Genomic DNA, 24,158 nt, shown 5'->3' on the forward strand with positions numbered 1-24,158 from the left:
GGGAGCGGGCATGGCGCTGGTGTACGTCCACGGCATCGGGAACCGAGGCGACGACAGGTACAAGGCCGCGGCACGGCGCCGCGACGGTTTGTTCCGCAAGGTGTTGCTGCCCGCAGTCAGCCCAGACCTGGCGGACGCGAAGATTCTCACGCCGTTCTGGGGCAGGCTGACAGTCGCTCCTCGGTGGGATCTCGCGTCCCTTCCACAGCGGGGTGTCGAGCAACTCGGCCCGGAGGACGACGAACGGGACGCGCTCGTCGAGGGCGTCCCGTCGGTGCTGTCTGTCGCCCTGCGTTCCATGGCGGACGCGGTCGACCTGCTCTACGCGCTCGTCGAACCGGGGACGGACGGCGAGGACGAACTCGTCGGCCGTTCGCCCGCGATCGTCGGATACTTGGCGGCGAGGGAAGCCCTCTTCCCCAGGGATCCTGAGGAAGTCCGGTACCCCTGGCTGCGCGAAGTGCGTGACGACTACGAGTTCGTCGACCGGCTGGTCGCCGAGGTTTCGGCGATGTTCGATCCGCCGGAGGTCGAGACCCTCGGTGTCAGGGAACGGGCCCGGGATCTGCTGATCGGGGCGTTGCGGCGGGTGAACCCGGCGACTCTCGTCGTCGGTGCGGGCAGGCGGTTGGCCGGCCGGAACACGGCGCTGCTGATCGCGGACGTGTTGCAGTACATGGCATCACGCGGCACTCGGGAACGGCCGGGCGCGATCGTGTCTCTGGTGGCGGACGTGATCGAGCAGGCGGATGGGCCGCGGATCATCATCGCGCACAGCATGGGCGGCAACATCGTCTACGACCTGCTGAGCCATTACCGCCCCGACCTGAGTGTGGACGTGTTCGTCACGGTCGGGTCGCAGGTCGGGCTGTTCGAGGAGCTGAGCCTGTTCCGGGAGAGCGGCACGGACCGGACTATGGCGGCCCCGAAGCCGCCCGGCGTGCTGCACTGGCTCAACGTGGTCGACCCCGCCGACCCGCTCTCGTTTCGTGCGGGTGCGGTGTTCGACGGTGCACGGGACTACACCTATCCGTCCGGCGCGGTCTGGGCCCACACCGCCTACCTGAACCAGCCGAACTTCCACGCCCGCATCGGCAGACGCATCGCGGAGGTGCTGGCATGACGACGGTGTTCGAGAAGGTCGGCGACGGTCCGCGCACGCACGCGTTCGTGATCGGCGTCGGCGCGTATCCGCACTGCGGAACGTATGACCGAGGCGGCCCTCTCGGGTCGGTGGTGCGGCGGTTCACGCCGGTGAAGGCACCACCGCGGTCCGCCAAGGCGCTGGCCGACTGGCTGGTCAAGCACCAGGCGGACAACGACTTCGCGCCGCTCGGGTCGGTGGAGCTGCTCATGTCGGGGGAGTCCACCGTGGACACTCCGACGCGGCCGAACTTCGAAGATGCCTTTTGGCGCTGGTACCACCGGTGCGACGAACGCGCGGACAACGTGGCGCTGTTCTTCTTCAGCGGTCACGGGTGCGCCGCAGAGGACCAGTTGGTCCTGCTGGAGGACTTCGGCATCTCGGCGGGGAACCCGTTCAACGAAGCGCTTCAGGTGGGCGCTCTGCACCGCGGAATGGGGAAGTGCAAGGCGCGCGTGCAGTGTTACTTCGTCGATGCCTGCCGCACGGTGCCGGAAGAACTGCTCGGGGCCCGCCCAATCAGCGCCTACTCGGTGATTCAGTCCATGTTGCCGTACAGCCCTGCGGACGCGTCCATCTACTACGCGACCAGACCAGGGGCGACCGCCCCCGGCGCCGACAGCGGGCCGACGCCGTTCACCAAAGCCCTGCTGCAGGCGTTGGAGGGCGGTGCTGCCGCGAACACCAACGGCGACCTGTGGGAGGTGAGAACCGATCTGCTGACGAGGGCGATGGACGCCCTGATCGAGTGGGAGACCGGAAAGGAGCAGGGCCTCACCGCATCGCCTCTGCACGGCGCCGTCCTCCGGCACCTCTCCGGTGCTCCGACCGTGCCGTTCCGGCTGGGGTGCTCCCCGAGGGAGGCACTGGGACAGGCCAGTCTCACGCTCACCGCGGATGAGTTCGAGGCGAGCCGAGGGCCCGTGCCTGCGCTCTGGGAAGACGAGGCCGCTGCTGACTCCTACACCTACAACGCGCACTTCCCGTGTCTTCGCTACACCGATGCGCACAGGCGGATCGGGATCTACCCACCGAACCGGACTTTCGACCTTCCAGTGCGGGGATGTGACGCATGACGGTGATCGAACTGCGCTTCGAGGAGCCTGACGCGGACCACGGTGCTGTGGTGGGCGCGGTGCAGATCCTCGACGAGAAGCTGGTCACGGTCGCCACGTCGGTCCTGCGCGCCGACAAGGCGGTTCCGGTCGAGCTGCCCGGTGGCCGGTACTTCGCCGACGGGTGGTCGCCCGACGGCGCACGCCTGCACGGCGCGGTCGACACGGCCGAGTCGCCGCTCCTGCGGGTGGAGCGCCAGGAACGGCCGGCCTCCGCGTCACCGCACGGCTCGGTGCGGGTGTGGTGGCACCACGGCCGCGACTGGACACCGGGTGCGACGGCGGACACCGCGGACTTCCTGCGGTGCGACGACAACGCGGGCAGCGCTGTGGTCTGGACGCCTGCGTCCGGCGCGTCCCAGGTGTTCGTCGTGCCCACGTGGACCGATCTGGTGGTGAGCGCGGACGGGGTCGGGGTGAGGCCTGGTCTGGGCGCGACCTTGCTGGGCTACCGCCACCGAGGTGACGGCTATTCCGCGCGCGTGGTGGTGAAGGAGGCCATAGCGACGGGAGGCGGGTCCGACGTCGTAGCGGACATCATGACCGGCTACTACCTGGTCTGCGGAGGCAACGCCGCGGCACGGGACTGGATGAGCAGGCTCGCCTGGTTCTACGCCGACTCGGTCGACGTGATGGTGCTGAACGCCCAGCTGATGCTGCGGGAGGCGGGGACGGTGCCGACCGCCCGGGAAGAACTGCACCGCGCGGTGAGCGGCGGACTGCCTTTTGTCGCGGAAGGCCTGCGGCTGCTGGCGGCGGGACTGGCCCTGCTCGGCGAGAGCTCCCCGGTGCGGCACTACACGGCGGCACAACTGGGAACCGCGCTGACCTCGTTCTGGGGCGAAGACCCGCGAGTCCCTCGCAGGAAGCCTGCGTCGTCCGGCGACGTGGAGCCCTGCGACAACGACGTCCCAGTGGCGGTCCCGGTCCCGCCCCGGGAGACGGAACGGGAACAGCGCCCACTTGCCGGTCTGAGCGAGGCTCTGGACGCGCTGAACGGCGCGGGGCTGGTGCCTGCGGATCGCCAGGTCGACGTCGGTGATCTGCGGCTGAACGCGGTGATCGACCGCAACATCAGTCGAACGGATCGCCTCGACCTGGATCTCTGGGTCAAACACCTGGCAGGCCTGCGAGGGCTCACCGTCGGGGTGCGCGAGTCGGCCGCGCTGCACCACCTGGGCTCGTTCGACGACCGCGGCCGGCTCCGGGTCACCGGCCTGCGACCCGGTCAGTGGGCGTTCTCGGTGTGCGAGCCGCCGGCGCGCTCGCGGTTCGCTGGTCCGGTGGCGCCGCTGCCCGTGGCGGCGCCCGCGCTCGAACTGCTCGCCGCGGCAGGGGAAGGCGACCGCGAGGAGGTGTTGCGGGTGAGCACGCCGCCGGCGGTGCTCGTGCTCTTCCGGGAACGCCACGGCGGCCGGTTCCGGTTGGAGGCGTCCAGGCCCCGCGGCGACGACCAGCTCGCGATCGGGGTGGAGTACGGCACCACTGCGGGGGAGACCGCGCTGCGCGTGGCGCCTTATCCGATCGGCAGGCGCATCCGGCGCGAGACGGCCGTGGAGTTCGACGACTTCGACGCCGGCGCTCACTGGCAGGTCGCGGAGCTCACCCCGGCGGACATCGCGCTGCTCGATCCCGCGGACCTCGTCCCGTCGCTCACCCCGGCGTTCGCGGCAGCCTGGCGGGAACTGGCCGAGCACCTGCCGGACGCGCACCGCGCGCTTGTCGACAGGTACCTCGGATGAGCCATCTGTCCACCTTGGACGATCTGCTCGCCGCGATCGAGGAGGGCGATGCGAGCGCGTTGACGACGGGTCAGCTGCGGGCACGGCTGATCAGCCGCCGGCTGTGGTGGCACGCCGTCTCCGATGCCGTCACCGCGGCGCCGCATCGACTGGTGGACTGGGAACGCGGCGCGGACCCGCTCGTCGCGGGCGTGCTCGACGACCACGACCTGCTCGCGACCAGGAACATCGCCGCGGTCGGCGTCCTGCTCGCCGCGGCACGGGGCGACCTGCCCCGCTCCGCCGGAGTGGAGGCGATCACCGCGGCCGCCCGTCGCTGGGGGGAAACCGGGCTGCTCGTTGAAGACACCGGCGGGCCGCACGGCTGGCGGGACGACACCGGCGCGCTGGCACTCGTCGATCCGTTGCACGACGGACCCGCGCGCTCCCTCGCGCACATCGCGGCTGGACTGGCGTCGGGGACTGTCAGCCCACCGGTTTACCAGCACGAGGTCCGCGTGCTGTTCGACACCGGGGAGCGCAGGGGCACCACCGGCTCCCTGAAGGTCGCGGTGCTGCCCGGTGGGCCTCCCGGTCTCTTCCCCGACCCGAGATCGATGACTTTTCTGGAGGTCGACGAGCAGTTCACGGCCTCGCTGGGTGCCGCGTGGACCTGCGCGACCAGAAAGCGGAAGCGTCCACCCTGCGTGCTCTGGTCCGTCGACGTGAGTGACCGGCGGCTCGTGCTGATCAAGGGGCCGTCGCTGGGTGCCGCGTTCGCCGTCGCGTTGAGAACCGCCCTGCACAGGTTGCGCAGGCTGGACCCGTTCCTCTGGCGGTGGCGCGAGAAGTGCGCGGTGACGGGCGCCGTGAGCCCGTCCGGCGAGATCGGCTCGGTCGACGGGCTGGAAGGCAAGCTCGAGGCGGCCGGGGTGGCGTTGTGGAACGTCGTCGCCCCTCACGCCAACCGCGACGTCAGCGGCACACCGCTGGTGGCCGGTGTCGACGTGCGCTGGGTGCGCAACGTCCGTCAGGCACACTGCCGCACTCGCCGGTTGCGATGGAAGTGGCCGGTGGCCGCTCTGGGAGCGGTTCTCCTGGTCTTCGCGAGCCTGGTCATCTACACCCAGATGTCCGGTCGCGACGAGGACCGTGCTGCCGCCCAGCGGCAGGAGGCGGTGGCCACGCTCCTGAACGAGGTGGCGAAGCAGAGCGGCACCCAGCGGACGCGGGCGCTGCGGTACTCGCTGGCCGCGCTCGCGCTGGAGGACTCGGATCGGGTGAAGGCGGCGATGACTGCGGCGCTGACCACGCGGCGCGAGCCGGTCATTTTGTTCACCGGAAGGGGCGAGATCACCGCGACGGCGTTCGCGGGCACCGGGCACGCCCTGATCGCGGGTGTCATGGGGGCCACCACGTGGGAGATGCCGACTCTGTCCGCCGTGCAGGAGATCGGTGAGCTCAAGGTCGATACCGGGTCGCCGGCGGGGGTGTCGGTCGCCGCTGTGAACGCAGATGGCACCTTGGCGGTCGTGGCGAGAGCCGGAGCGGGCGCGCGGCTGTGGAACTTGAGTGACAAAGCCGTTCCCGCCCTGGTCGGCGGGCTGGGCGAGTGCGAGCTCGTGTCGGCGTCCTTCGACACACGCAGGTTGTTGTTGACGGGGTGTGCGGACGGCACGGTCACCCTGTGGGAGACGGTGGTGGGCGCGCCGCCCAAGGCGCTCGGCGACTTGCGGCCCGGACCGGGGGACCTGCGTTCGGTCGCGTTGTACAAGGGCGGGTTCGCGGTCGCGACCCCCGGAGGCGTCCGGTTCTGGTCGTTCGACGAGTCGAGCGAGCAACCGAGGTTCACCCCGGTCAGAGATCTGGAAGCCGCCCGAGGTGACGCTCTCGTGCTCACCGCCGGCGCGGCGGGGCTGGTGGCCGGCCACACCGACGGCGCACGGGTGTGGGCGGCCGGCTCCGGAAACCTCGGAGTCCCGACCCTCGCCGGCAAGCCCGCTCGGCTCTCGTTCGCAGACGGAGCGGCGATCACCGCGGTCGCGACCGGTGGTGGCGAGAATCCCGTGATCCTCACCGGCGACGCACGCGGTCAGGCCGTGCTGTGGGTGAGAGGGCGGGGTGGCTACCGGCCCGCCATGCTGCTGGACGGGCACACCGACGCGATCACCTCGGTGGGTCTCAGCCTGGATGGTGCCAAAGCGCTCACCGGAAGTCGTGACGGCACCGTGCGGTTGTGGGACGTCCACAACGACGGTCCTTACGAACTCGACGGGAGCGCGCCGCTCGGCGCGCAGGTGGAGAAGGTCGTGACGTCCCCGAAGAACAGCGTCGGCCTGGCGATCACCGGAACGGGTGAGGCCGTCCTGTGGGACCTCGCCGATCCGTCGCAGCCGAACCGGCTCACCGGGATCAAGTCCCACCGCGGTTCGGTGCGAGCCGCGGCCTTCGACCCTGCGCATGGCACTCGGTTGGCATCCGGGTCGGAAGACGGCGAAGTGGTGTTGAGCGACATCTCCGCGCCCACCGCTCCGACCGAACTCGCGAGGATGCCGACGAGTGGCCCGGTGGCGGCGCTGGCGTTCGATCCGTCCGGCTCGAAGATCGCGGCGGGGACCGGAGACGGCACCGTCGTGGTGGCCGAGGTCGGAGCGCGCAAGCCGACCTGGGCTGAGCTGCCCAGGGATGAGAAGCACCCGGTTCGCGCGCTGGCGTACGGACGGGACGCCGACCTCCTGGCTGTCGGTGACGCCACCGGACAGGTCGAGCTGTGGCAGGGAAGTACGCGGGTCGGGAGAATCGACCCAGGCGAGCACGGCGGTGTGCGTGCGCTCGCCTTCAACCCGCGGGGAAGGACCCTGCTGGTGGCGAGCGAGACCTCGAACGCCGTGCGGCAGTACGAGGTCTCGGAGTCAGGTGAGGCCGCGGAACGAACGGCACTCCCGGCTGGAACCGGCAAAGTGCGGTCGATCGCCTACTCGTTTGACGGCCGGCTGGCCGTCGGTGCAGACACCCGTGGGACCGCGTTGGTGTGGAGTTTGCTGGATCCAGGAGCGCCGCACCTCCTCGCCGAGCTCACCGGACATACGGGAGCCGTGTTGTCCGTGGCGACCTCGGGAGGAGGGGCCACCGTCGTCTCCGGCAGCGCTGACGAGACCGTGAACGTCTGGGACATCAGCGAACTCCTCACCATCAACGACAACCCTCGAGATCGCGCATGCAGGGAGGCACAGAGGGCGATGACCGCCGAGGAGTGGCGGAGCGATGAGAGGCTCCGCCACTTCGATCCCATCGACAACTGTGCCGGTCGTTAGGTGTTGTGGGCCTCGACGGTCACGTGTGGTCCGGGCTGGGTCTCAAAGCGGGAACATTTCCGTTGCTGCGCCAGTCGGTCCAGCCCTTCACCCTGGCCGTTCACCGGACGTGCCGTAGACCTGGAATCCGTTGAGCCCCAACGGGTTTTCGTTCGACCGGCGAGTCGCCGTCAGCCGGACACACCGGGCGCTGACCGGCTCGTCCAGCGCGATCCGGGTCTCCCCGCCCCTGGCCGTCGTCGGTGCGATGCGCCTCGCGCCAAGTCTGTCCTCCGTGCCTTGAAGACCAGCACAAACGACTCGATCGAACACACGGCCCACAGGTCGACGACGAGCCACTGCGGATCGTCGCCGGCGGCACGCCAGCAGGCCCCGCGCACCCCGATGCTTCGGTGAAGAACTGGGCGGGTGTCGCGGCGTACGCGGTGGAAGAGGCGGAAACGGGCCGGTTGAGCGCCAAGTCGCGCGACATCGACTCTTCCTGCGGTGAGGCACCCGCCGACCAGCCGATGACAAGGTTGTCGTGACGCTTCCATAGCAGCGCGCTATGAGCGGACGAGATGATCGCGGCCCGACAGGCGATGTGACGCTCTGGGACACCTCGAACCCCTGCGGAGGAACCCCCATGAGATCACTCGCGCTCGTCCTGGCGCTCTTAGCCGGGCTGCTCGCCCCTGCCACAGCCCCTGCCGTGGCCCAAGCCGCTCCCGGTACGCCGAACAGCCCGTTGCTCCCGCCCGAGACCACCAGGAACGTCCTTCACCCCGCGCCGGAGTCGACGATCTACGCGGCCGTCGCCGACTACCCGGCCGAGTTGCGCGCTTTGACCCGTGTGCTCGACAACTACACCAGCGCGGACGACGCCGCCGTGCACGCCGGCATGCTCCTGCTCTACTACGGCCACAGCTACCCGGAGTTCCTGACGGCGGTGCGGGCCGACCCGGAGGTGTTGCGGGCGCTGCACCGGTTCGTGGTGGCGCACCTGGACCTCTTCGGCACCGACCGCCAGTACCTGGTGCAGAACGCGACCCGCGAACTGGGCAGGTTCCTGCAGCACAACGACATCGCGCCACGCGTGCGTCCGTTGCTCGCGGACATGGCGTCACGTGGTGACGTCGTCGGCCGCCTCGCCCCGCTGTGGGTGGGCGTCGCGGAGATGGTCGACTGGTACGACAAGGCGAACTGCCGCCGCTACAACACCTGCGACTTCCGCGCGAAGATCGACCGCCGCGTGCTCACCGTCCGGCACACCTGCAGTGCCACCTTGAAGATCCGCGCCCAGCAACTGACCCGGGCCGAGCTCCGCCAGACCTGCGCGTCGCTCGCCGGCCAGGACGCGGCCTTCCACCGGACCGTGCGCGATCCGGGACCCGTTGCCGGCGACCAGAACACGGCATTGGAAGTCGTCGTTTTCAACACCGGCAACGACTACCGGACGTATGCCGGCGTGCTGTTCGACATCTCCACCAACAACGGCGGCATGTACCTCGAAGGCGACCCGGCGCTCAACCAGGCGCGGTTCATCGCGCACGAGGCCGACTGGCTGCCGGCGTTCGCGATCTGGAACCTCAACCACGAGTACACCCACTACCTCGACGGCCGGTTCGACATGCACGGCGACTTCGAGGAGAACATGACCACGCCGACCGTGTGGTGGATCGAGGGCTTCGCCGAGTACCTCTCGTACAGCTACCGCGGCGAGGTCTACACCGACGCGCTGGCCGAGGCGAAGAAGCAGACCTACGCGTTGAGCACGCTGTTCGACACGACCTACGACCACGACACCAAGCGGGTCTACAACTGGGGTTATCTGGCGGTCAGGTACCTCGTCGAGAAGCACCCGGCCGATGTCGCGGCGGTGCTGGCCGACTACCGCGCGGGGGACTGGGCGGGTGCGCGCGACCACCTCACGCGCGTGATCGGCAACCGCTACGACTCCGACTGGTACGGCTGGCTGACCGCAGTGCGGTAGGACCGGTTCATCCCGCCCCGAAGCAGACCAGCGGAATGCGACTCTCCGCGGTGGCGGCGTCCGCCAGGGCTCTGGCGGGCTCCGCCCCCGCGGCCAGAGCGCGGTGGTAGGAGCTCATGACGTCCACCGCCAGATCGTCGGGGACACGCGCGACGCTCGCGATCACGCTGCTCGTGCCCGAGTGGAGCAGCGCGGCGGTGAAACCGAGTGCCTCGTCGCCCGCACGGACGTTCGCCTGCCCGACGTCGCAGGCGGAGAGGACGACATGACGTGGCGCGACCTTCAACCGCGCCAGGTCGTACGCCATGAGCGGGCCGTCGGCGAGATCCAGGCACGAGAACAGCACGTTGCCCGGTTCGTGGTGTCCGTGCGCGACGAGGTGCGCGAAGTCGATCCCGTCCAGCGCGTGCAGCACCGCCTCGACGGTGGCCGCGGGACCGGTGATGCGGCGCGCGTCCGGGTGGACCGCGCTGATCCCGATGATCTCCTTCTCCGCGTTGAGCAGCCGCGGGCCACCCACGAGCAGACCGCCTCGTCGCAGCGCGGGGTCGGCGGGGACCTGCCGGCCGAACGACCACATCGACGCGGACAACGTGACCGTCGCCGGTCGGCCGCGGAACTCCGGGAGCAGCCCCCACGGGATCGCGCTGAGGTGTTTGGTCGGCACGATCACGACGTCCGAGTCCCCCAGGAAGCCGTGCAGTGGCGCGGCGACGTCCGCGCTCAGCAGGCGCACGTGGTGGTCGGCCGACCTGATCAGAGCTGCTTCCAGGCGCGCGGGCAGTCGTCTGCCGCACAGGGCGTCGAGGTCGTGCAGCAACCTGGTGACGGTCTCGACCACCACGCTCGTGCTGCCCAGTCGTACGAGTCGAACGCGGCGCTGGTCCACGATCAGCGCCGAGAGCCGGTCGTCGTGGTCGAAGAAGCTCACCATCACCCGGTTCGCCTCGGCGAGCTGAGCCTGGATCGCGGTCAGGCTCACCACGTGACGGCGAGGACCGCCGCCCTCGAGCTGCCAGGTCCGCTGCTGGACCAGCCGTTCGAGACTCGCGCACCGGGCCCTGGTGGCAGGGTCGGAGCGGCCGCGCAGCTCGGCCTCCCGCAGGTTGTGGCTCAGCTGGCGGAGTTCGGCCACGGCGTCGCGCACCACCTCGTCCGCGGGCGGGCGGACGGGCGCCAGCCGGAACGACTGGGCGCGGTGACGTTCCGTCCAGGCGAACACCAGCCGGGGCGAGCCGCTGGCCAGAGCCAGATCCAGGCCCTGCCGGGCCAGATCGGCACCCGTGGCGTACAGGGCAGCGCGCAGCTCGGCACTGCCCCAGCGTCCGCGCTGGGCGTGCAGCAGGTCCAGTCCGGCGCGCAGTTCGCGCAGCGCCTGGCCGCCCGACGCCAGCCGGGCCCGGACCAGTCTGCGCAGCAACCGCACCTCCAACGGCCCGCCGCGGCGGCTCAGCGCCTGGACCTGGCGCGCCTGCTCAGGTCGTCCGGCGTCGAGGAAGGCCTGAGCCGCGAGCAGGTCCGCGTGATCGGCGTCGTTCGCGAGGCCCAGCTCCCGCAGCCTGGTGGCCAGCCGCTCGCACCGGGCGGCGACCGGCATCGCCGACCGGTTCATCGACAGACGTGCCCGCATCGCCGTGAGATCGGCGACCGCTGCCCACGCGTGGTCGCCGTGCCTGCGGAATCGGCGGCCTGCCCGCACGGCCCAGTCCCGCGCGGTCGCCGGTTGGCCGACGGCCAGCGCGGCCTGCGCGCGGGTCAGCTCCGCCCAGGCGTAGTCCACGCTGAACCGGTCCGCGGTGAACAACGCGAACGCCGAGTCCAGCTCACGTGCGGCCTCACCGGCGAGTCCCGTCGATAGCAGCGCACGCGCTTTGTCCATCGCCAGCACCGGCAGATACCCGGCACCGTGTTCCGCGTAGCGCTCGGCCGCCTCCTCGAACGCGCGCAGCGCGGCCGGGATGTCGCCGTCGAGAACAGCGCAGTAGCCGAGGTCGTGCGCCACTTTGGCCTCGGTGAGCGCGAAGCCCTCGCGGGCCGCGATCTCCTGGCAGAGACGGAGGTCCTCGCGGGCCCGGCGGGTCCGCCCGACCCCGATGCCGATCGCCACCCTGGTGAGCAGCGCGGAGGTGTGCGCGAACGGATCCCCGTCGCGAGCGAGCACGGGGACGGCGGCGTCGAGCAGGCGCAGGGCCTCGGTCACCCGGCCGGCGCGGTGCAGCACGAGAGCGCGTTGCTGCCAGAGGATCGGGCGGTCGTGGTCGGCGACGATCCGTTCGGCGGCGTCGAGGGTGGCGAGACCGCGCGCGGTGTCGCCCAGTTCCGCCTCGGCGAGCCCCAGGCTGATCAGCACGTGCGAGGTGAGCACCCGGTGGGCCACGTGATCGGGGGCCACGTCCGGTGACCACCGCAGCAACCTCAGTGCCGCACGCAGCTTCCTGGCACCGGCGGCCGGCCTGCCGCTGTTGGTCAGCAGCGAGCCCTCCTGGCGCATCAGGCGCACCCGGTCCTCGATCGCCGCGCTCCTTTCCGTGCTCACAACAGGATCGCGGGCGTCACGACGGTCGTGCCGGCCGCCCGGACGACGAACTGGACGAGACCGCGACGGGCGTTCTCGACGGCGAAACGGCCTTCCGGCGACGTCTCGATCGTGGTGGTGCCCGTCGCGGTGCGGAGTTCGACGCGGTGGTCACCGGGCGGGTCGAGCCACCCGTCGATCCGCACGGTCCCGTCGTCGCGGATCTGGATCTGCACCATCACGGCGAGCAGCGGGCCGCAGTCGAACGTGATCTGCGTGCCGGTACCGCCCCGTGCCCCCGCTCCCGTCAGCGGTTCCGAGTCCTCGATCCGGGCGATGTCGAAGTCCGCCGACTCCACGTCGACCGCGAACTGAGCGCAGGCGACCAGGCCGGGCGGCACGGGTTCGACTGTTGTGTAGAGGTCCTGGAGCTCGTCGAGGAGTCGCAGGTCCTCGGGATCGAGCGGAGAGGTCATGACGGACCCCCCGCGTCGCCGCCCAGTTCGATGCGGAGTTTGTCGAGGCACCGCAGCCGGGTCGGTCCCACGCTGCCGCGCTTCATGCCGAGCGTCTCCGCGATCACGCCGTAGTCCGGGCGCGGCACGAACGCCACGACGCGCAGCAGTTCCCGGCACCGCTGTTCGAGCCGCGCGACGGCCTTCCACAGCCTGCGCTGCTGGTCGTTCACCCCGGCCAGTTCCTCGGGACCGGGTGCCGGGTCGGTTCCGTCCAGCTCGGTCTCGTCGCCGGTGACCACCTCGGGCCGGCGACGGCCGCGGACCCGCCAGCACTCCCGTTTCGTCGTGGTGATCAACCAGCCCGCGAGCGCCATCGGATTGCGGATCTCGTGCATGTCGCGGACGAGGCCGAGCCAGGCCGTCTGCACGACGTCCTGGCTGGTCTCCCGGTCCAGGCCCTGGGCGCGGGCCACGTGCCACAACAGGGGGCTGAGCGCCGCGACGAGGTCGTGGAACGACTGGCGGTCGCCGCCGCGCGCCGCCTCGAACAACGCGGCGACACCCGCCCAGCCGGTGCCGGACGGCCCTGTGGACGTGCGATCGCCGGTGCTCATGGGCTGAGCTGCGCCGCCTTCCTCACGACGTCCACCGCTCTGGCCGCGCGGATCGTGGCCTGCTCCTGCTTCTCGTCCGCCGTCGTCCCGACGGACTGCATGTCCTGCAACGCCTTCGCGAGGTGTGCGGCGATGTGCGGCGTCGCGAACGAGGTTCCCGTCCAGACGGCGAACGGGCTGTGCGTGTGGTCGTCCACGTCCGGTGTCTGCCGGAACGGCGGCAGGCCTGGGCGGTTGGCCGCCGGAACCTGCACTAGCGGCTGCCTGCTGGCGTTGGCGTCCTGGGGGAACGTGCTGATCACGTTGACGCCCGAGGCGTAGCACGTCGGGGTCTCGTTGGTGAACAACGCGATGCTGCCGTTCGGGTTGAGGGCGCCGACGCTCACGACCGGCGGCGTGGTCAGCGTGTCGGCGAGCGTGGAGAGGCACGCGGGGAAGAACCGCCGGTTGGAGGCCGAGTTGCCGATCGCGGCCGTCACGAGGACACCGCGTTCGCGCAACAACCCGATCTGCACGGCGAGCGGCGACGTGCGCTCCTCGGCCTCGGACCTTTCGAACAGAAATCCCATCGACAGCGACACCACGTCGACCATCTCGGTCATGTCGCCGGACCGGAACGCCCCGTTGACCCGCGTGACGAGTCCCTGCAGCGCTGCCAGCACGGCGCTTTCCCGTGCGACGCCATCGCTTCCCATCACGCGGATGGCGAGCACGGTGGAGTCGGGAGCGATCTGCTTGATCACGCCCGCGCAGAACAGGCCGTGCCCGAAACACCAGTCCTGGGTGCCGATGAACGGGTTCCTCGTCAGCGGCTGGTCCTTGGCGTGCCTGATGACCTCGCCGCTGAACCCCTTCTGGGACAGGCTCGCGTTCTCCACAGCGGCCTGAACGGAGTCGTCCACCACGACGTGCCCGGTCTGCCAGGACGACATTGGCTGCAGCGCGTCGAGCGGGTCGATCTTCAGCCAGCTGTTGTGCCCGATCCCGGTGTCGAGCACCGCGACCACCGGTCTGCGGCCGAGCTTCAGTTCGGTCACCGGCTTCGGCGCGAGCGGCGGCATCTCCAGCACGACGGGACCGTCCAGGTAGCCGTCCGTCACCGGGCTCGCGGCGCCGAACGGCGGTGCGAACCCCTGGATGGCCCCTGGCGCCCCACCCAGGTCCCAGGTGAGCGGGGAGGCGAACATCAGGTGGTCCAGCCCGATCCGCGGGCCGAGCGTCGAGTTGGCCCTGATCGCCTGCAGAGCGGTCCACGCGTCGACCTGCACGGGGACGGGACCGGGCACCGGTCTGAGCACCACGGGCACCGCCAGCTGTGGCAGGTCCGGGTCGCCGACCATCGGTTCGATGGTCATGTTGACCGGCTGGAGCAGACTGTTCAGGGCCTGCTCGGCGCCCCGCAACTCGAACGGGATCAGCAGCACGTTCGCCACGTACGCGGTCGGTTGCAGTGCGGGCCCTGCTGCTCCCTCGGCGGCGGTCGCGGGCTGAAGCACGCGCGCGTTGTGCCGTTGCAACACCTCGTCCGGCACCTGGAAGGCGAGTCCGGTGTTCCCGGGCTCCGTGCTCGCGGCGAGCGGCGGATCTGGCCAGTAGATCGTCATGCGGGTTCCCCTCCGAATCGACCTGTGCTCGCCGCCGCACCTGGATCGTGGTCGTGGCGCCAGGGGCCGGACAGAGCCTTTTGACACCAACCGAGTGGCAGCGAGTCCTCACCTTCACGACGGGTTCGCCGTGGCCCCGCCAGATACACGGCCGGGATCGCCGTGCCCGTTGCCGCTGTGGGCGGGCGGGCGCCGCAACAGCTGTGCGGGGATGGCCAGCAGATCGGCGGCCTGCCTTCCCGCTTCGTAGCCGAGCGTCCGGTAGGCCTCGAACTGCTCGTCGGTGAACATCTGCTGACTGGTGGAGTGGTTCGGGAAGCGGCCGTCGCGTGCCTTGAACGCGTGGAGGTCCCAGCTCGACGCCGGGGTGAGGACCGCCTTGGCGTACACCAGCTGCGCGGGCTGGACGTGGTGGGGAGGCGGGTAGGTGACGTCGCCCTGGACCGCCATCTGCGCGCTGACGCCCTCCGCGTCGGGCAGCACGGGCCGCGGGTCCAGCACGATGTCGACGCCGAGCTCGCTGCGGGCCAAGGCGATCGCACGGCCGATGTCGAGGCCTTCGCCGGCTTGGTCGCAGCTGGCGTCGAAGCACAGCACGTGAGTGCAGCGGCGGCGCAGCAGCTCGACGACGCCGAGGTTCTCCCAGTGGCCACCGTCGGTCAGGTAGATGTACCGGTGGCCCGACTTGGCACCGCCCAGCGCCTCCCGCAGGACGTACAACGCGCCCGGCTCCAGCCATCCGGCGCGAACGGACCGCGCGGCTCGCACCAGCCGGCCGGGCCGCGGCGCGCTCTCCTGATCGACGTCCGGCCGCCAGTCCCGGTGCAGCGGGTTCTTGATCCAGACCCCGAGCCGGACGTTGGTCAGCGCCATCAGGAACCGCAGCGGCGGGTAGGTGAACCTGCCCATCAGCGGCGACAGCGCCGCCCCGGACACGGCCATGAGCGACGGCAGCGTGAGGTGCGTGCCGGGCAGGCCGCCCCGCTGCTCCAGGTGCCTGGTCGGGCGGTAGTCGAAGAGCGGGCCGCCGCTGCGCTCGGTCTCGAAGGTGAACGACTCGGCGAACCGGCCGACCGGCACGTCGTCCGTGGTGAGGTTGACCGCACAGCAGACGACCAGGTTCGGCAGCGTGACGCCCGTGGTCGCGCAGTCGGTGAAGTAGAGCCTCTCGTGGTAGGCGATGGGCTCGGCGACGATCCGCCCCTGCTCGTCCCTGGTCCGCTTCAGGGCGAACGCGCTGTTCAGCCGCTCGCGGTAGAAGAGGTGCATGGAGTACCGGCGGTTGTGCATGAACACCGCCATCCCCAGCACGATCGCGACGTAGGCGGTCAGGCCGATCGCGTCGGCGGGGGAGTCGATCCCCTCACGGGTGGCGTGCTCCAGCGACGACAACAGCGGCACGAGGAGCAGGCCGGCTCCCGCCAGTGACGACAGCACGAGCATCAGCCGTCGCGCGCGAAGTCTCCTGCTCAGCACCAAAGCGGCAGCGGCGAGCAGCAACGACACCACGAGCCACACGAAGGCGATCGCGATGCGGCCCCGTGTCGTCTGGAACATCTCGGGGCTCTCGTCGAAGATCCACGACAGGGCCGCCGTCGACGCGTTCCCGTACAGCTCGGCGAGCGCGGGCAGCGTCAGGGCGATCACGACCACGCCGGCGGTGATGAGCAGCCGCGCGGCATAGCGTTCGGCCCGCGAGTCGCCGTAGTTGCCGGGGTCGTCGTCCTTCACCTGTCTTCGCCAGAAGACGAAGGCGAGCGCGGTCAGCAGGCAGACCGCGCCACAGCACAGCAGCAGGCGCAACACGGTGGAACCGGGCAGCTGCAGGCCGTTCAGGTGCAGGTCGGAGAGCCGCAGACCCAGCCAGGCGAGCGTCCACCCGGCCAGCCTGCCCGCGATGATCATGCACAGGGCGAACGGCAGGTAGTTCACCATGAACCCGTAGACGACGCTGGCCGCCATCCACAGCTTGCCGACGGCTCCCGGCGCCAGGTAGTCGGTGTGCTGGCGCAGATATCGTTCTTCCGGAGAACCCCTGCCCCACAAGGGTTTCCCGTTCTGGAACTCCGGATCGGTGTGGGCGGCCGACAGGGTGAGCGCGCTGGCGATGTAGTTGCCTCCCGACACCGCGGCGAGGTGCTCCGCCTTGTACAGGATTCCCCGTTCCTCCAGTGCCTGCAGCGCCCCCAGGTTGAACGCCGCCGACCTGATCCCGCCTCCGGACAGAGCGATGCCGACCCGCAGTTCCTCGGGCGGGGAGTCGAGGTACTCCTCCGCCACGCTGGGCAACGGCTTCTTGGGGCGTGGTGCGAGTGGCATCGCGGTGCTCCGTTCACGAGTCGAGGTAGCCGAAGGTGTCCCGGTAGTCCTCTCCCTTGGGGTCGCAGCCGTACGGGTAGGTGGCGTGGGCCTGCTGCTCGCGCAGCTGCGGAAGGGTGCGCTCCAGCAGGTACCGGGTGAACAGCGGGTGGAGGCAGAGGTGGTCGGTCTCCTCCTGGCTCACCAGCGGATAGTCGAACGTGTACTGGAAGTGGGCCTTGTTGTACCGGCCCGTCTGCCCGAACCGGATTCCCAGCGCTCCCAGGGTGAACAGCATGGACAGGAACTCGTCGAACTCCAGTCCCGTCAGCTTCTTGATGCCCTGCTGGTTGTAGACCTTGTGCAGCCTCCTGGCGGGAAAGGAGATCTCCAGCCGCCCGGTGAGACGCTGCAACGCTTCCGCGGCCAGCGGGAAGGTCTCCTTGTAGGCGCTGAGAATTCCCTGCACCACCAGCCGTTCCGCGTGCCTGGTGCCGGCGATGACCGCGACGGGGGTGACCTTCCACGGCGTCGATCCCCTGTCAGGCCTGCTGAAAACGCTGTTGAGGATCTGGATCAGATGTCTCGGCAGCAGTTGTGTGTGCCGGAGCAGGTACGCGAGAGGGTCCTCGTCGATGTCGAGTCCACTGTGGATCAGCGGTGGGAGTGCCTCGCGGAGCAGCGAGATGGACGGGTCGGACTCGTCGTTGAGGTCCGCGCGGCGCTGCAGCATCTCCAGCTCGTCGGGATGGTGGGCGTGCAGGAACAGCCGCAGTCTCGTGCCGGAAAGCCGCAGCAGCTCCCGCGAGGTCCAGTAGATGGTGAGGTAGCGGCCCTGCAGGTCCTTCTCCGGCGCGGCCGCGATGTCGTGGATCCGGTCCCAGAGCTCGGACGGGAGACAGACCTGCACGCCGAACGGCCGGTTGTCCGGGTGGGACGAGATCATCCTGCCGACGCAGCGGAACAGCCCGGCGAGCACGGGCCTGAGCTCCCGCAGCCGCAGGTGCAGCTCCTCCAGGTTGTCCATGACGATGATCGGTGGTCGTTCCCGGCGGGACAGCACGGCCCGGAGCACGGCTTTGGCGCCCGCGAACGGCGTGCGGCCGAGGGTCAGGTTCTCGATCGCGTCGTGAAGCCCGATGCCGGGGGACTTGCTGATGTTCGCCCGCAACCGGCGCAGGAACTGGGTCGCGGCCTTGGACTCGTCCATCTCGTCCTGGCCGGTGTCGCCGAGATAACCGGTGAGGACGCGCAAACTGTCCTGCGGGTCGGCCGCGTCGAAGGTCCGATAGACGTGGAACAGGGCGACGTGGTCGAACAGCGCCTGCCAGAGATCGGCTCGCTGGCCCACGAACAGTTCGTGGTCGCGGTCGTACTCGTGGAAGACCTTCAGCATTTCGTGATAGACGTCCTCGGTCTGGAGAACGATCTGCGGCTGTTCGTGCCGAACGTCCGGCCCGAGCAGGAACGCGGTTTTCCCGGCGCCCTTCCGTCCGATGATGTAGGTCGGTGGCGAGTCCGCGACGGCCTGCGCGTACACGCGGTTGTTGCGGTCGAAGAGCCGGCTCGCATTCGACCGTCCGAGGGTGATGACCTCCTCGGTGGCGATGGGACCGAAAGGATTCTGGGGCGTGAGAACCTGTTTCAGCCAGTCCCGGTCCCGGTGGTCTGCGTGACGATCTTCGTCCTGGTCCACGGCGTCCCCAAATGGCGTATCGCACTGGTATGAGGGACTCGCGGCCGCCCGAGATTCCGTTACTCCGAAGTGACCAGTTCTGGATTGATGTCACTCGGTTGCATCAATGCCCCACGGGTGGAAGTGGACATTCTTGCCGACGTGGATTTCTCGTCCCTGATCTCTTCTGCTCGAGTGGCAGGAGTCCTCGCATTCATGACGAGTGCGTCACGGCGTCGCCGAATACATCCGCTTCTCCGGCATTTCGCGGATCAGCTGGAGAGCTGCGCCCGCAGGGACGGCTGGATCGACTGCCACCAGGGGCGCAGCACCGGACTGGCCAGCGCCTGGTCCGAGTACGCGGTCAGCACCTCGGCGAACACCCGGCTGGCCTGACTCCAGGTCAGCCGATCCCGCCGCCACGCGAACACCAGCCGCATCCGCATCGGAGAGCCCGCCAGCGGCCGCACGACCACCCCTGGACCACCCTGCGACGTCGGCTCGACCAGTTGCACGGCCTTGCCCGCCGCGATCAGCTGACGGCCGGCACCGCTCGGCACTTCGAACCGGACCCGCGGCACGAACCCCGCCGCCCGGCAGGCCGCGCGCAACGCCGTGAGCGACCCGTCCTCGGCGCCCGGCGGTCCGACCCACGCATCGCCGGCCAGGTCGGCGAGGTCCACCTCAGTGCGGTGAGCCAACGGATGCGCGGCGGGCAGAGCGATGTACACCGGCACCCACGGCACGACGACCCGCTGCGCCACCCCGCGCGGCAACCCCAGGTCACCCTCCTCGTCGACGGCGATCACCGCCGCGTCCAGGTGCCCGTTCGCCAGCGCCAGCGCGAGGCCGGTCGACGACGGATCGACCACCAGCGTGACGTCGTCCAGCACCTCTTCCAACCTGGAGTAGAGGGCGGCCACGCACTCCATGTGCACGGAGCCGAACCGGACGGGTCCGCCGCGGCCCGCCGTGTCCGAGCCGAACGCCTCCAGCTCGACCAGCAGCAACCGGGCCCGTTGCAGCATCTGCGCGCCCAGCGGGGTGGGCGCGGCGCCGGAACGGCCGCGGTCGAAGAGCGTGCCGCCGACCATGCGCTCGACCCGTTGCAACAGGGTGGTGAGCGACGGCTGGGAGATGCCGAGCTGAGTCGCCGCCCGCGAGAGACTGCCCGCGTCACCGATGGCGCAGATCGCCCGCAGGTGCCGGATCTCCAGTTCCATAGCGCCAGGCTATACGCGCGATCAGCAGGAGCGGTCGCGCTGGGCGTCGGCCGGTTCGAACTCCAGCCGGGTGTCCCCGGTGCGGGGCAGCACGACGGCCACGCCGTCGCGGCGGTTCCACCCCTTCGGCAACAGGACGCTCTGGCTGCTCGACTGCAGCACCATGACCAGCCCGTCGTAGCGGAACTTGAACGCCGTGTCCGGTGCGGTGCACACGGTCGTGGTGACGCCCGGCCCGCGGACCCCGAGGTCCTTGGCGCTGAACACGACCGTCTTGGGCATGCTGCCGAGCTTCGTCTCGTACTCGTAGCCCCTGGCCTCCCCGACGGCCGCCGAGTAGTCGGTGACCGCCCAGAACAGGCCGATGCTCGCGAGCACGAACGTGAACGTCCACTGGATCACCGGCACGACACCGGCGACGCGCCTGCCGGACCGCGTCGCGTGCAGGTGCTCCGCCGCCGGGAACAGGATCACGCCCAGCGCCACGCACACGCCGGGCAGTCCGGGTACCGGGTAGAGCAGGGTGGGCACCGCCAGGCCGACGAGCCCGAGCACCAAGAGCACGAGGCCCAGCGACACCAGCACCGGAACGGCGCGCCGGGTCAGGGCGCGCCACGTCCTCGGCGTCAGGGCGGAGTGCAGGAAGCGGTAGCCCCACAACGCCGCGAGCCCGGCCGCCGCCAGCACGGTCAGCGGCACGAACATGCCGTCCGAGCTGCGGATCAGGTAGTCCGGCGCGGACAGGCCGAGCACGGAGTAGTGCACCCCGAACCACTGGCAGAAGAACGTCGCGTGCCGGGTGCCGAAGTAGAACAGCAGCGCGGTCAGCACGGTGGTCGGCGCGAGCAGGGACCCGAAGACCCGCAACCCCTTGGACGGCGCCTCGTCCTTCGGCCTGGCTGGGGCCGGGCGCACGGTCAGCCCCCGGAGCACAGGTCGTTGGTGATCCTGAACGTGATCTTGCCGCCCTCGTGCAGCGGATCGGGCACCTTGATGCCTCCCCGGACGACCTTGCAGTCGCCCTCGGTGTCCGTGGACCCGTCGACCACCAGGGTGTAGCCGACGCACAGCTTCTTGCCGGGGCAGGCCTCCGCGAGCTGGCCGGAGATCGTGTTCCAGGACAGGGGGAACGGGATTCCGGTCTGCTGCTCGATGGATCCGCGCAGGCCGGCGGGCAGCACCCAGCGGTCCGGGGGTTTCGGCGGGGGAGGCGGCGGCTTGGTCGTCGTGGTGCGGGGCGGAGGTGGTGGCGGCGGTTTCGGTGGCTGGTTCGTCGTGGTCGCGGGAACAGGGACGTCGGTCGTGGTGGTGGCCTCGGTGGTCGACGTGGTCGTGACCTCGGTGTTCGGCACCGGTTGGGCGGTGCCGGGTGACGGCGGCTGGCCGCAGGCGGCGAGAGTGGCGGCGGCCAGGAGACAGAGGACGGTTCGGGTGTTCATGGCGGATGCCTCCTTTACAAAATGAGGCCTGCCGTCGACAGGTGGATACACCCACCGCTTCCATAGCCCGAAGCTATGGTCAACTGGGATTGGCGGGGCAGCTCCACCAGCGGGGAGGGTGGGAGGAAGGACAACTCTGGAAGGACCCGAATTGGCTCGGACACGCCGCGACATGGCGAAACTGGTGGACGCGGACGGTTTCCGCACGTACATCCGCGACGGCTGGGGTGAGTGGGACAGCTCCGTCGACCTCCCGGACGGCACGGCCGAGGCGGCTGCGGCTCACCGCGCCAGGCTCACGGCGGCGCTGCCGGGCAAGCGGATCGCACTGGCCGCCGGGCGCGCGCACGTCCGGTCCAACGACACGTTCCACGAGTTCCGCGCCGACAGCGACTTCGTGTGGCTGACCGGCTGCCAGGTCGAGGGCGCCGTGCTGGTGCTGACCGACGACGACGCCACGCTGTTCGTTCCGGTGCCGTCGGAGACCCACAGCGTCGACTTCTTCGGCGACGCCGACCGCAGCCCGTTCTGGATCGGCGCCGCCGCCGGCCCGAAGGAGTGGGGCGAGGCCCTCGGCATCACGGCCCGCCCGATCGAGGACCTCGCGAACGCCCTGCGCGGCCGCCACCCCGAGACGCTCGTCGCCAAGGGTCTCGACCCGTTGCTCGACGCGCTGACCGGTTCGCACAGCGATGAGCTGCGCACCGTCCTCTCCGAACTCCGCCGGATCAAGGACGACTGGGAGATCGACCAGCTCCGCCAGGCCGTCGACGCGTCGGTCAAGGGCTTCGCCGACGTCGCCATGGAACTCGGCCAGGCCGTGCGCGGCGGGGGAGAGCGCTGGCTGCAGGGCACGTTCGACCGTCGTGCGCGCACCGAGGGCAAGGGCCCCGGCTACACCTCGATCGTCGCCGCCGGCCCGCACGCCCCGGTGCTGCACTGGACGCGCTGCGACGGCCGTGTGAACGACTCCGACCTGCTGCTGCTCGACGCCGGTGTCGAGATGAACTCCCTCTACACCGCCGACGTCACCCGCACGTTCCCGGTGAGCGGCGAGTTCAGCGAGCCGCAGCGCCAGGTGTACGACCTCGTGCTGAAGTCGCACGTCGCCGCGCTCGCGGAAGTGCGGCCCGGCAACGACTACAGCGCCTTCCACCACACCGCCATGCGCGTGCTCGCCGAGGGCCTGCACGACTGGGGCCTGCTGCCCGTCAGCGTCGACAAGGCGCTCGACCCGCTCGGCCAGCACCACCGCCGCTACATCGTGTGCGGCACCGGACACTTCCTCGGCCTCGACGTGCACGACTGCGCCGACGCCCGCCAGGAGACCTACCAGCAGGGCATCCTGGAACGCGGCATGGCGCTGACCGTCGAGCCCGGCCTGTACTTCCACCCCAACGACGAGACGCTGCCGCCGGAGCTGCGCGGCATCGGCGTGCGCATCGAGGACGACCTCGTCGTCACCTCGACCGGGGCGGACGTCCTGTCGGACTCGCTGCCGATCGAGGCCGACGACGTGGCCGCCTGGGTGCGCAAGCAGCGGTCGTAGCTCGTTCCTAAGTGGACGGAGTGGAGCGGGCCCAGGCGAACGTGAGTTCCACGGCCCGCTTCCAGTTCGCGTACTCGTTCTCGCGGTGCCGGGCGTCCATCGCCGGGTTCCACCGCGCGGCCAGATGCCAGTTGCGCCGCAGCCCCTCCAGGTCCGGCCAGTACCCGGCGGCCAGCCCGGCCGCGTAGGCGGCGCCCAGTGACACGGTCTCCGCGACCAGCGGCCGTTGCACGGGGATGTCCAGCACGTCCGAGATGAACTGCATGAGCAGGTGGTCGGCGGTCATGCCGCCGTCCACCTTCAGCACCGGCGTCGGCACGCCGAGGTCGGCGTTCATCGCGTCGACGACCTCCCGCGTCTGCCAGCCGGTCGCCTCCAGCACGGCCCGCGCCAGGTGCCCCTTGTTGATGTACGAGGTCAGCCCGACGACGAGCCCGCGCGCCTGCGAGAGCCAGTGCGGCGCGAACAACCCGGAGAACGCCGGCACGATGTAGCAGCCGCCGTTGTCCTTCACCGTGCGCGCCAGGGTCTCGATCTCCGGCGCGGAGTGGATCAGCCCGAGGTTGTCGCGGAACCACTGCACCAGCGATCCGGCGACGGCGATCGAGCCCTCCAGCGCGTACGCCGGCTCGCCGCCGATCTGGTAGCCGATCGTCGTCAGCAGCCCGTGCTTCGAGCGCACCAGCTCGTTCCCCGTGTTCATCAACAGGAAGCCGCCGGTGCCGTACGTGCCCTTGATCGATCCCTTCTCGAAACAGGTCTGCCCGAACAGCGCCGCGTGCTGGTCTCCCAGCGCGGCCGCGATCTTGATACCGGGCACCACCCGCGTCGTGACACCGCTGATCTCCGTCGACGGCCGGATCTCCGGGAGGATCTTCGACGGCACGCCGAAGAACTCCAGCAGCATCGGATCCCATTGCCGCGTCGAGAGGTTCATCAACATCGTCCGCGACGCGTTGGTGACGTCCGTGACGTGCAGGCCGCCGTTGACGCCGCCGGTGAGGTTCCAGATCAGCCAGGTGTCCATGGTGCCGAACAGGACGTCGCCGCGCTCGGCCTTCGCGCGCAGCCCGGCCACGTTGTCGAGCATCCACCGCAGCGACGGCGCCGAGAAGTAGGTCGCCAGCGGCAGGCCGCACCGGTCGCGGACCTCCTCGAGGCCCGGTTTCTTCCCGAGCTCGGTGACGAGCTCCTCGGTCCGGATGTCCTCCCAGACGATCGCGCGTCCGATCGGGACACCGGTGTGCCGGTCCCACAGCACGAACGTCTCGCGCTGGTTCGTGATGCCCATCGCGACGACCTGGTCGGCGGTGATCCCCGCCTGCCGCAACGCCTGCGGCACGATCCGGTCGACGTTGCGCCAGATCTCCACGGCGTCCTGCTCCACCCAGCCCGGTCGCGGGTGGTACTGGCGGTGCTCGCGCTGGGCGACCGCGACGAGGCGGGCGTTCTGGTCGAACACGATGCAGCGCGTCGACGTCGTCCCCTGGTCGATCGCCATTACGTACCGTTGCACG

16 protein-coding genes are annotated in these 24,158 nt (G+C 70.1%); 6 read left to right on the forward strand and 10 right to left on the reverse strand.

Translation table 11 applies throughout. The features are described 5' to 3' along the window. Window positions 1–10: 10 nt before the first annotated feature. From ACIQF0_RS13180 to ACIQF0_RS13200, 5 genes are all read left to right on the forward strand, one after another. Window positions 11–1,123, forward strand: a complete 1,113-nt coding sequence (locus ACIQF0_RS13180; RefSeq protein WP_401028630.1) for a hypothetical protein — start codon at window positions 11–13, stop codon at window positions 1,121–1,123. Beyond that, window positions 1,120–2,220 (forward strand): caspase domain-containing protein, encoded by a 1,101-nt coding sequence (locus ACIQF0_RS13185; RefSeq protein WP_401028633.1) that lies wholly within the window; start codon window positions 1,120–1,122, stop codon window positions 2,218–2,220. Before ACIQF0_RS13180 ends, ACIQF0_RS13185 begins: the two co-directional genes overlap by 4 nt. Beyond that, complete coding sequence (locus tag ACIQF0_RS13190; protein ID WP_401028636.1) at window positions 2,217–4,001, forward strand: hypothetical protein; 1,785 nt, start codon at window positions 2,217–2,219, stop codon at window positions 3,999–4,001. The genes ACIQF0_RS13185 and ACIQF0_RS13190 overlap by 4 nt, the downstream gene beginning before the upstream one ends. Beyond that, window positions 3,998–7,294: a hypothetical protein gene (locus ACIQF0_RS13195; protein WP_401028639.1), complete on the forward strand. Its 3,297-nt coding sequence runs from the start codon at window positions 3,998–4,000 to the stop codon at window positions 7,292–7,294. The genes ACIQF0_RS13190 and ACIQF0_RS13195 overlap by 4 nt, the downstream gene beginning before the upstream one ends. A 625-nt stretch (window positions 7,295–7,919) precedes the next feature. Beyond that, entirely contained in the window at window positions 7,920–9,266 is a 1,347-nt protein-coding gene (locus ACIQF0_RS13200) for a collagenase (RefSeq protein ID WP_401028642.1), read from the forward strand. A gap of 7 nt (window positions 9,267–9,273) precedes the next feature. Here the strand turns inward: ACIQF0_RS13200 and ACIQF0_RS13205 are convergent, their stop codons facing one another. The 9 genes from ACIQF0_RS13205 to ACIQF0_RS13245 all read right to left on the reverse strand — a co-directional run bounded on the left by ACIQF0_RS13205 (window position 9,274) and on the right by ACIQF0_RS13245 (window position 21,092). Then, window positions 9,274–11,802, reverse strand: a complete 2,529-nt coding sequence (locus ACIQF0_RS13205; RefSeq protein ID WP_401028645.1) for a CHAT domain-containing protein — start codon at window positions 11,800–11,802, stop codon at window positions 9,274–9,276. Then, window positions 11,799–12,257: a hypothetical protein gene (locus ACIQF0_RS13210; protein WP_401028648.1), complete on the reverse strand. Its 459-nt coding sequence runs from the start codon at window positions 12,255–12,257 to the stop codon at window positions 11,799–11,801. The genes ACIQF0_RS13205 and ACIQF0_RS13210 overlap by 4 nt, the downstream gene beginning before the upstream one ends. Then, window positions 12,254–12,853, reverse strand: coding sequence for an RNA polymerase sigma factor (locus ACIQF0_RS13215; protein WP_401028651.1), 600 nt, complete (start codon window positions 12,851–12,853; stop codon window positions 12,254–12,256). Before ACIQF0_RS13215 ends, ACIQF0_RS13210 begins: the two co-directional genes overlap by 4 nt. Further along, on the reverse strand, window positions 12,850–14,457 hold the full coding sequence (locus tag ACIQF0_RS13220; RefSeq protein ID WP_401028654.1) for a S8 family serine peptidase: 1,608 nt from the start codon (window positions 14,455–14,457) through the stop codon (window positions 12,850–12,852). The genes ACIQF0_RS13215 and ACIQF0_RS13220 overlap by 4 nt, the downstream gene beginning before the upstream one ends. Window positions 14,458–14,571: 114 nt before the next feature. After that, entirely contained in the window at window positions 14,572–16,776 is a 2,205-nt protein-coding gene (locus ACIQF0_RS13225) for a hypothetical protein (RefSeq protein WP_401028657.1), read from the reverse strand. Between the two features lie 13 nt (window positions 16,777–16,789). Further along, on the reverse strand, window positions 16,790–18,451 hold the full coding sequence (locus ACIQF0_RS13230; RefSeq protein ID WP_401028660.1) for a P-loop ATPase, Sll1717 family: 1,662 nt from the start codon (window positions 18,449–18,451) through the stop codon (window positions 16,790–16,792). Window positions 18,452–18,702: 251 nt separating this feature from the next. After that, window positions 18,703–19,653 carry a LysR family transcriptional regulator gene (locus ACIQF0_RS13235; RefSeq protein ID WP_401028663.1) on the reverse strand — a complete coding sequence of 317 codons (951 nt, stop codon included), beginning with the start codon at window positions 19,651–19,653 and terminating at the stop codon, window positions 18,703–18,705. A 21-nt stretch (window positions 19,654–19,674) separates the two neighbouring features. After that, window positions 19,675–20,568, reverse strand: coding sequence for a hypothetical protein (locus ACIQF0_RS13240; RefSeq protein WP_401028666.1), 894 nt, complete (start codon window positions 20,566–20,568; stop codon window positions 19,675–19,677). A 2-nt stretch (window positions 20,569–20,570) separates the two neighbouring features. Further along, window positions 20,571–21,092, reverse strand: a complete 522-nt coding sequence (locus ACIQF0_RS13245; protein WP_401028669.1) for a hypothetical protein — start codon at window positions 21,090–21,092, stop codon at window positions 20,571–20,573. 172 nt (window positions 21,093–21,264) lie between these two features. On the opposite strand from ACIQF0_RS13245, the gene ACIQF0_RS13250 reads away from it, so the two are divergent. Beyond that, window positions 21,265–22,641, forward strand: coding sequence for an aminopeptidase P family protein (locus ACIQF0_RS13250; protein WP_401029943.1), 1,377 nt, complete (start codon window positions 21,265–21,267; stop codon window positions 22,639–22,641). Window positions 22,642–22,648: 7 nt separating this feature from the next. Here the strand turns inward: ACIQF0_RS13250 and glpK are convergent, their stop codons facing one another. After that, complete coding sequence (gene glpK, locus ACIQF0_RS13255) at window positions 22,649–24,142, reverse strand: glycerol kinase GlpK (RefSeq protein WP_401029945.1); 1,494 nt, start codon at window positions 24,140–24,142, stop codon at window positions 22,649–22,651. Window positions 24,143–24,158: the final 16 nt, after the last annotated feature.

Origin of the sequence: Lentzea sp. NPDC092896 (assembly GCF_044754905.1) — a bacterium.
Taxonomy (GTDB): Bacteria; Actinomycetota; Actinomycetes; order Mycobacteriales; family Pseudonocardiaceae; genus Lentzea.

What these genes read in the sequence shown, in the direction of transcription:
- ACIQF0_RS13235 (WP_401028663.1), bottom strand. Translation starts at nt 19,653, where the DNA reads ATGGAACTGGAGATCCGGCACCTGCGGGCGATCTGCGCCATCGGTGAC.
- ACIQF0_RS13185 (WP_401028633.1), top strand. Translation starts at nt 1,120, where the DNA reads ATGACGACGGTGTTCGAGAAGGTCGGCGACGGTCCGCGCACGCACGCG.
- ACIQF0_RS13180 (WP_401028630.1), top strand. Translation starts at nt 11, where the DNA reads ATGGCGCTGGTGTACGTCCACGGCATCGGGAACCGAGGCGACGACAGG.
- ACIQF0_RS13195 (WP_401028639.1), top strand. Translation starts at nt 3,998, where the DNA reads ATGAGCCATCTGTCCACCTTGGACGATCTGCTCGCCGCGATCGAGGAG.
- ACIQF0_RS13190 (WP_401028636.1), top strand. Translation starts at nt 2,217, where the DNA reads ATGACGGTGATCGAACTGCGCTTCGAGGAGCCTGACGCGGACCACGGT.
- ACIQF0_RS13250 (WP_401029943.1), top strand. Translation starts at nt 21,265, where the DNA reads ATGGCGAAACTGGTGGACGCGGACGGTTTCCGCACGTACATCCGCGAC.
- ACIQF0_RS13200 (WP_401028642.1), top strand. Translation starts at nt 7,920, where the DNA reads ATGAGATCACTCGCGCTCGTCCTGGCGCTCTTAGCCGGGCTGCTCGCC.
- ACIQF0_RS13220 (WP_401028654.1), bottom strand. Translation starts at nt 14,457, where the DNA reads ATGACGATCTACTGGCCAGATCCGCCGCTCGCCGCGAGCACGGAGCCC.
- glpK (WP_401029945.1), bottom strand. Translation starts at nt 24,142, where the DNA reads ATGGCGATCGACCAGGGGACGACGTCGACGCGCTGCATCGTGTTCGAC.
- ACIQF0_RS13215 (WP_401028651.1), bottom strand. Translation starts at nt 12,853, where the DNA reads ATGAGCACCGGCGATCGCACGTCCACAGGGCCGTCCGGCACCGGCTGG.
- ACIQF0_RS13225 (WP_401028657.1), bottom strand. Translation starts at nt 16,776, where the DNA reads ATGCCACTCGCACCACGCCCCAAGAAGCCGTTGCCCAGCGTGGCGGAG.
- ACIQF0_RS13245 (WP_401028669.1), bottom strand. Translation starts at nt 21,092, where the DNA reads ATGAACACCCGAACCGTCCTCTGTCTCCTGGCCGCCGCCACTCTCGCC.
- ACIQF0_RS13210 (WP_401028648.1), bottom strand. Translation starts at nt 12,257, where the DNA reads ATGACCTCTCCGCTCGATCCCGAGGACCTGCGACTCCTCGACGAGCTC.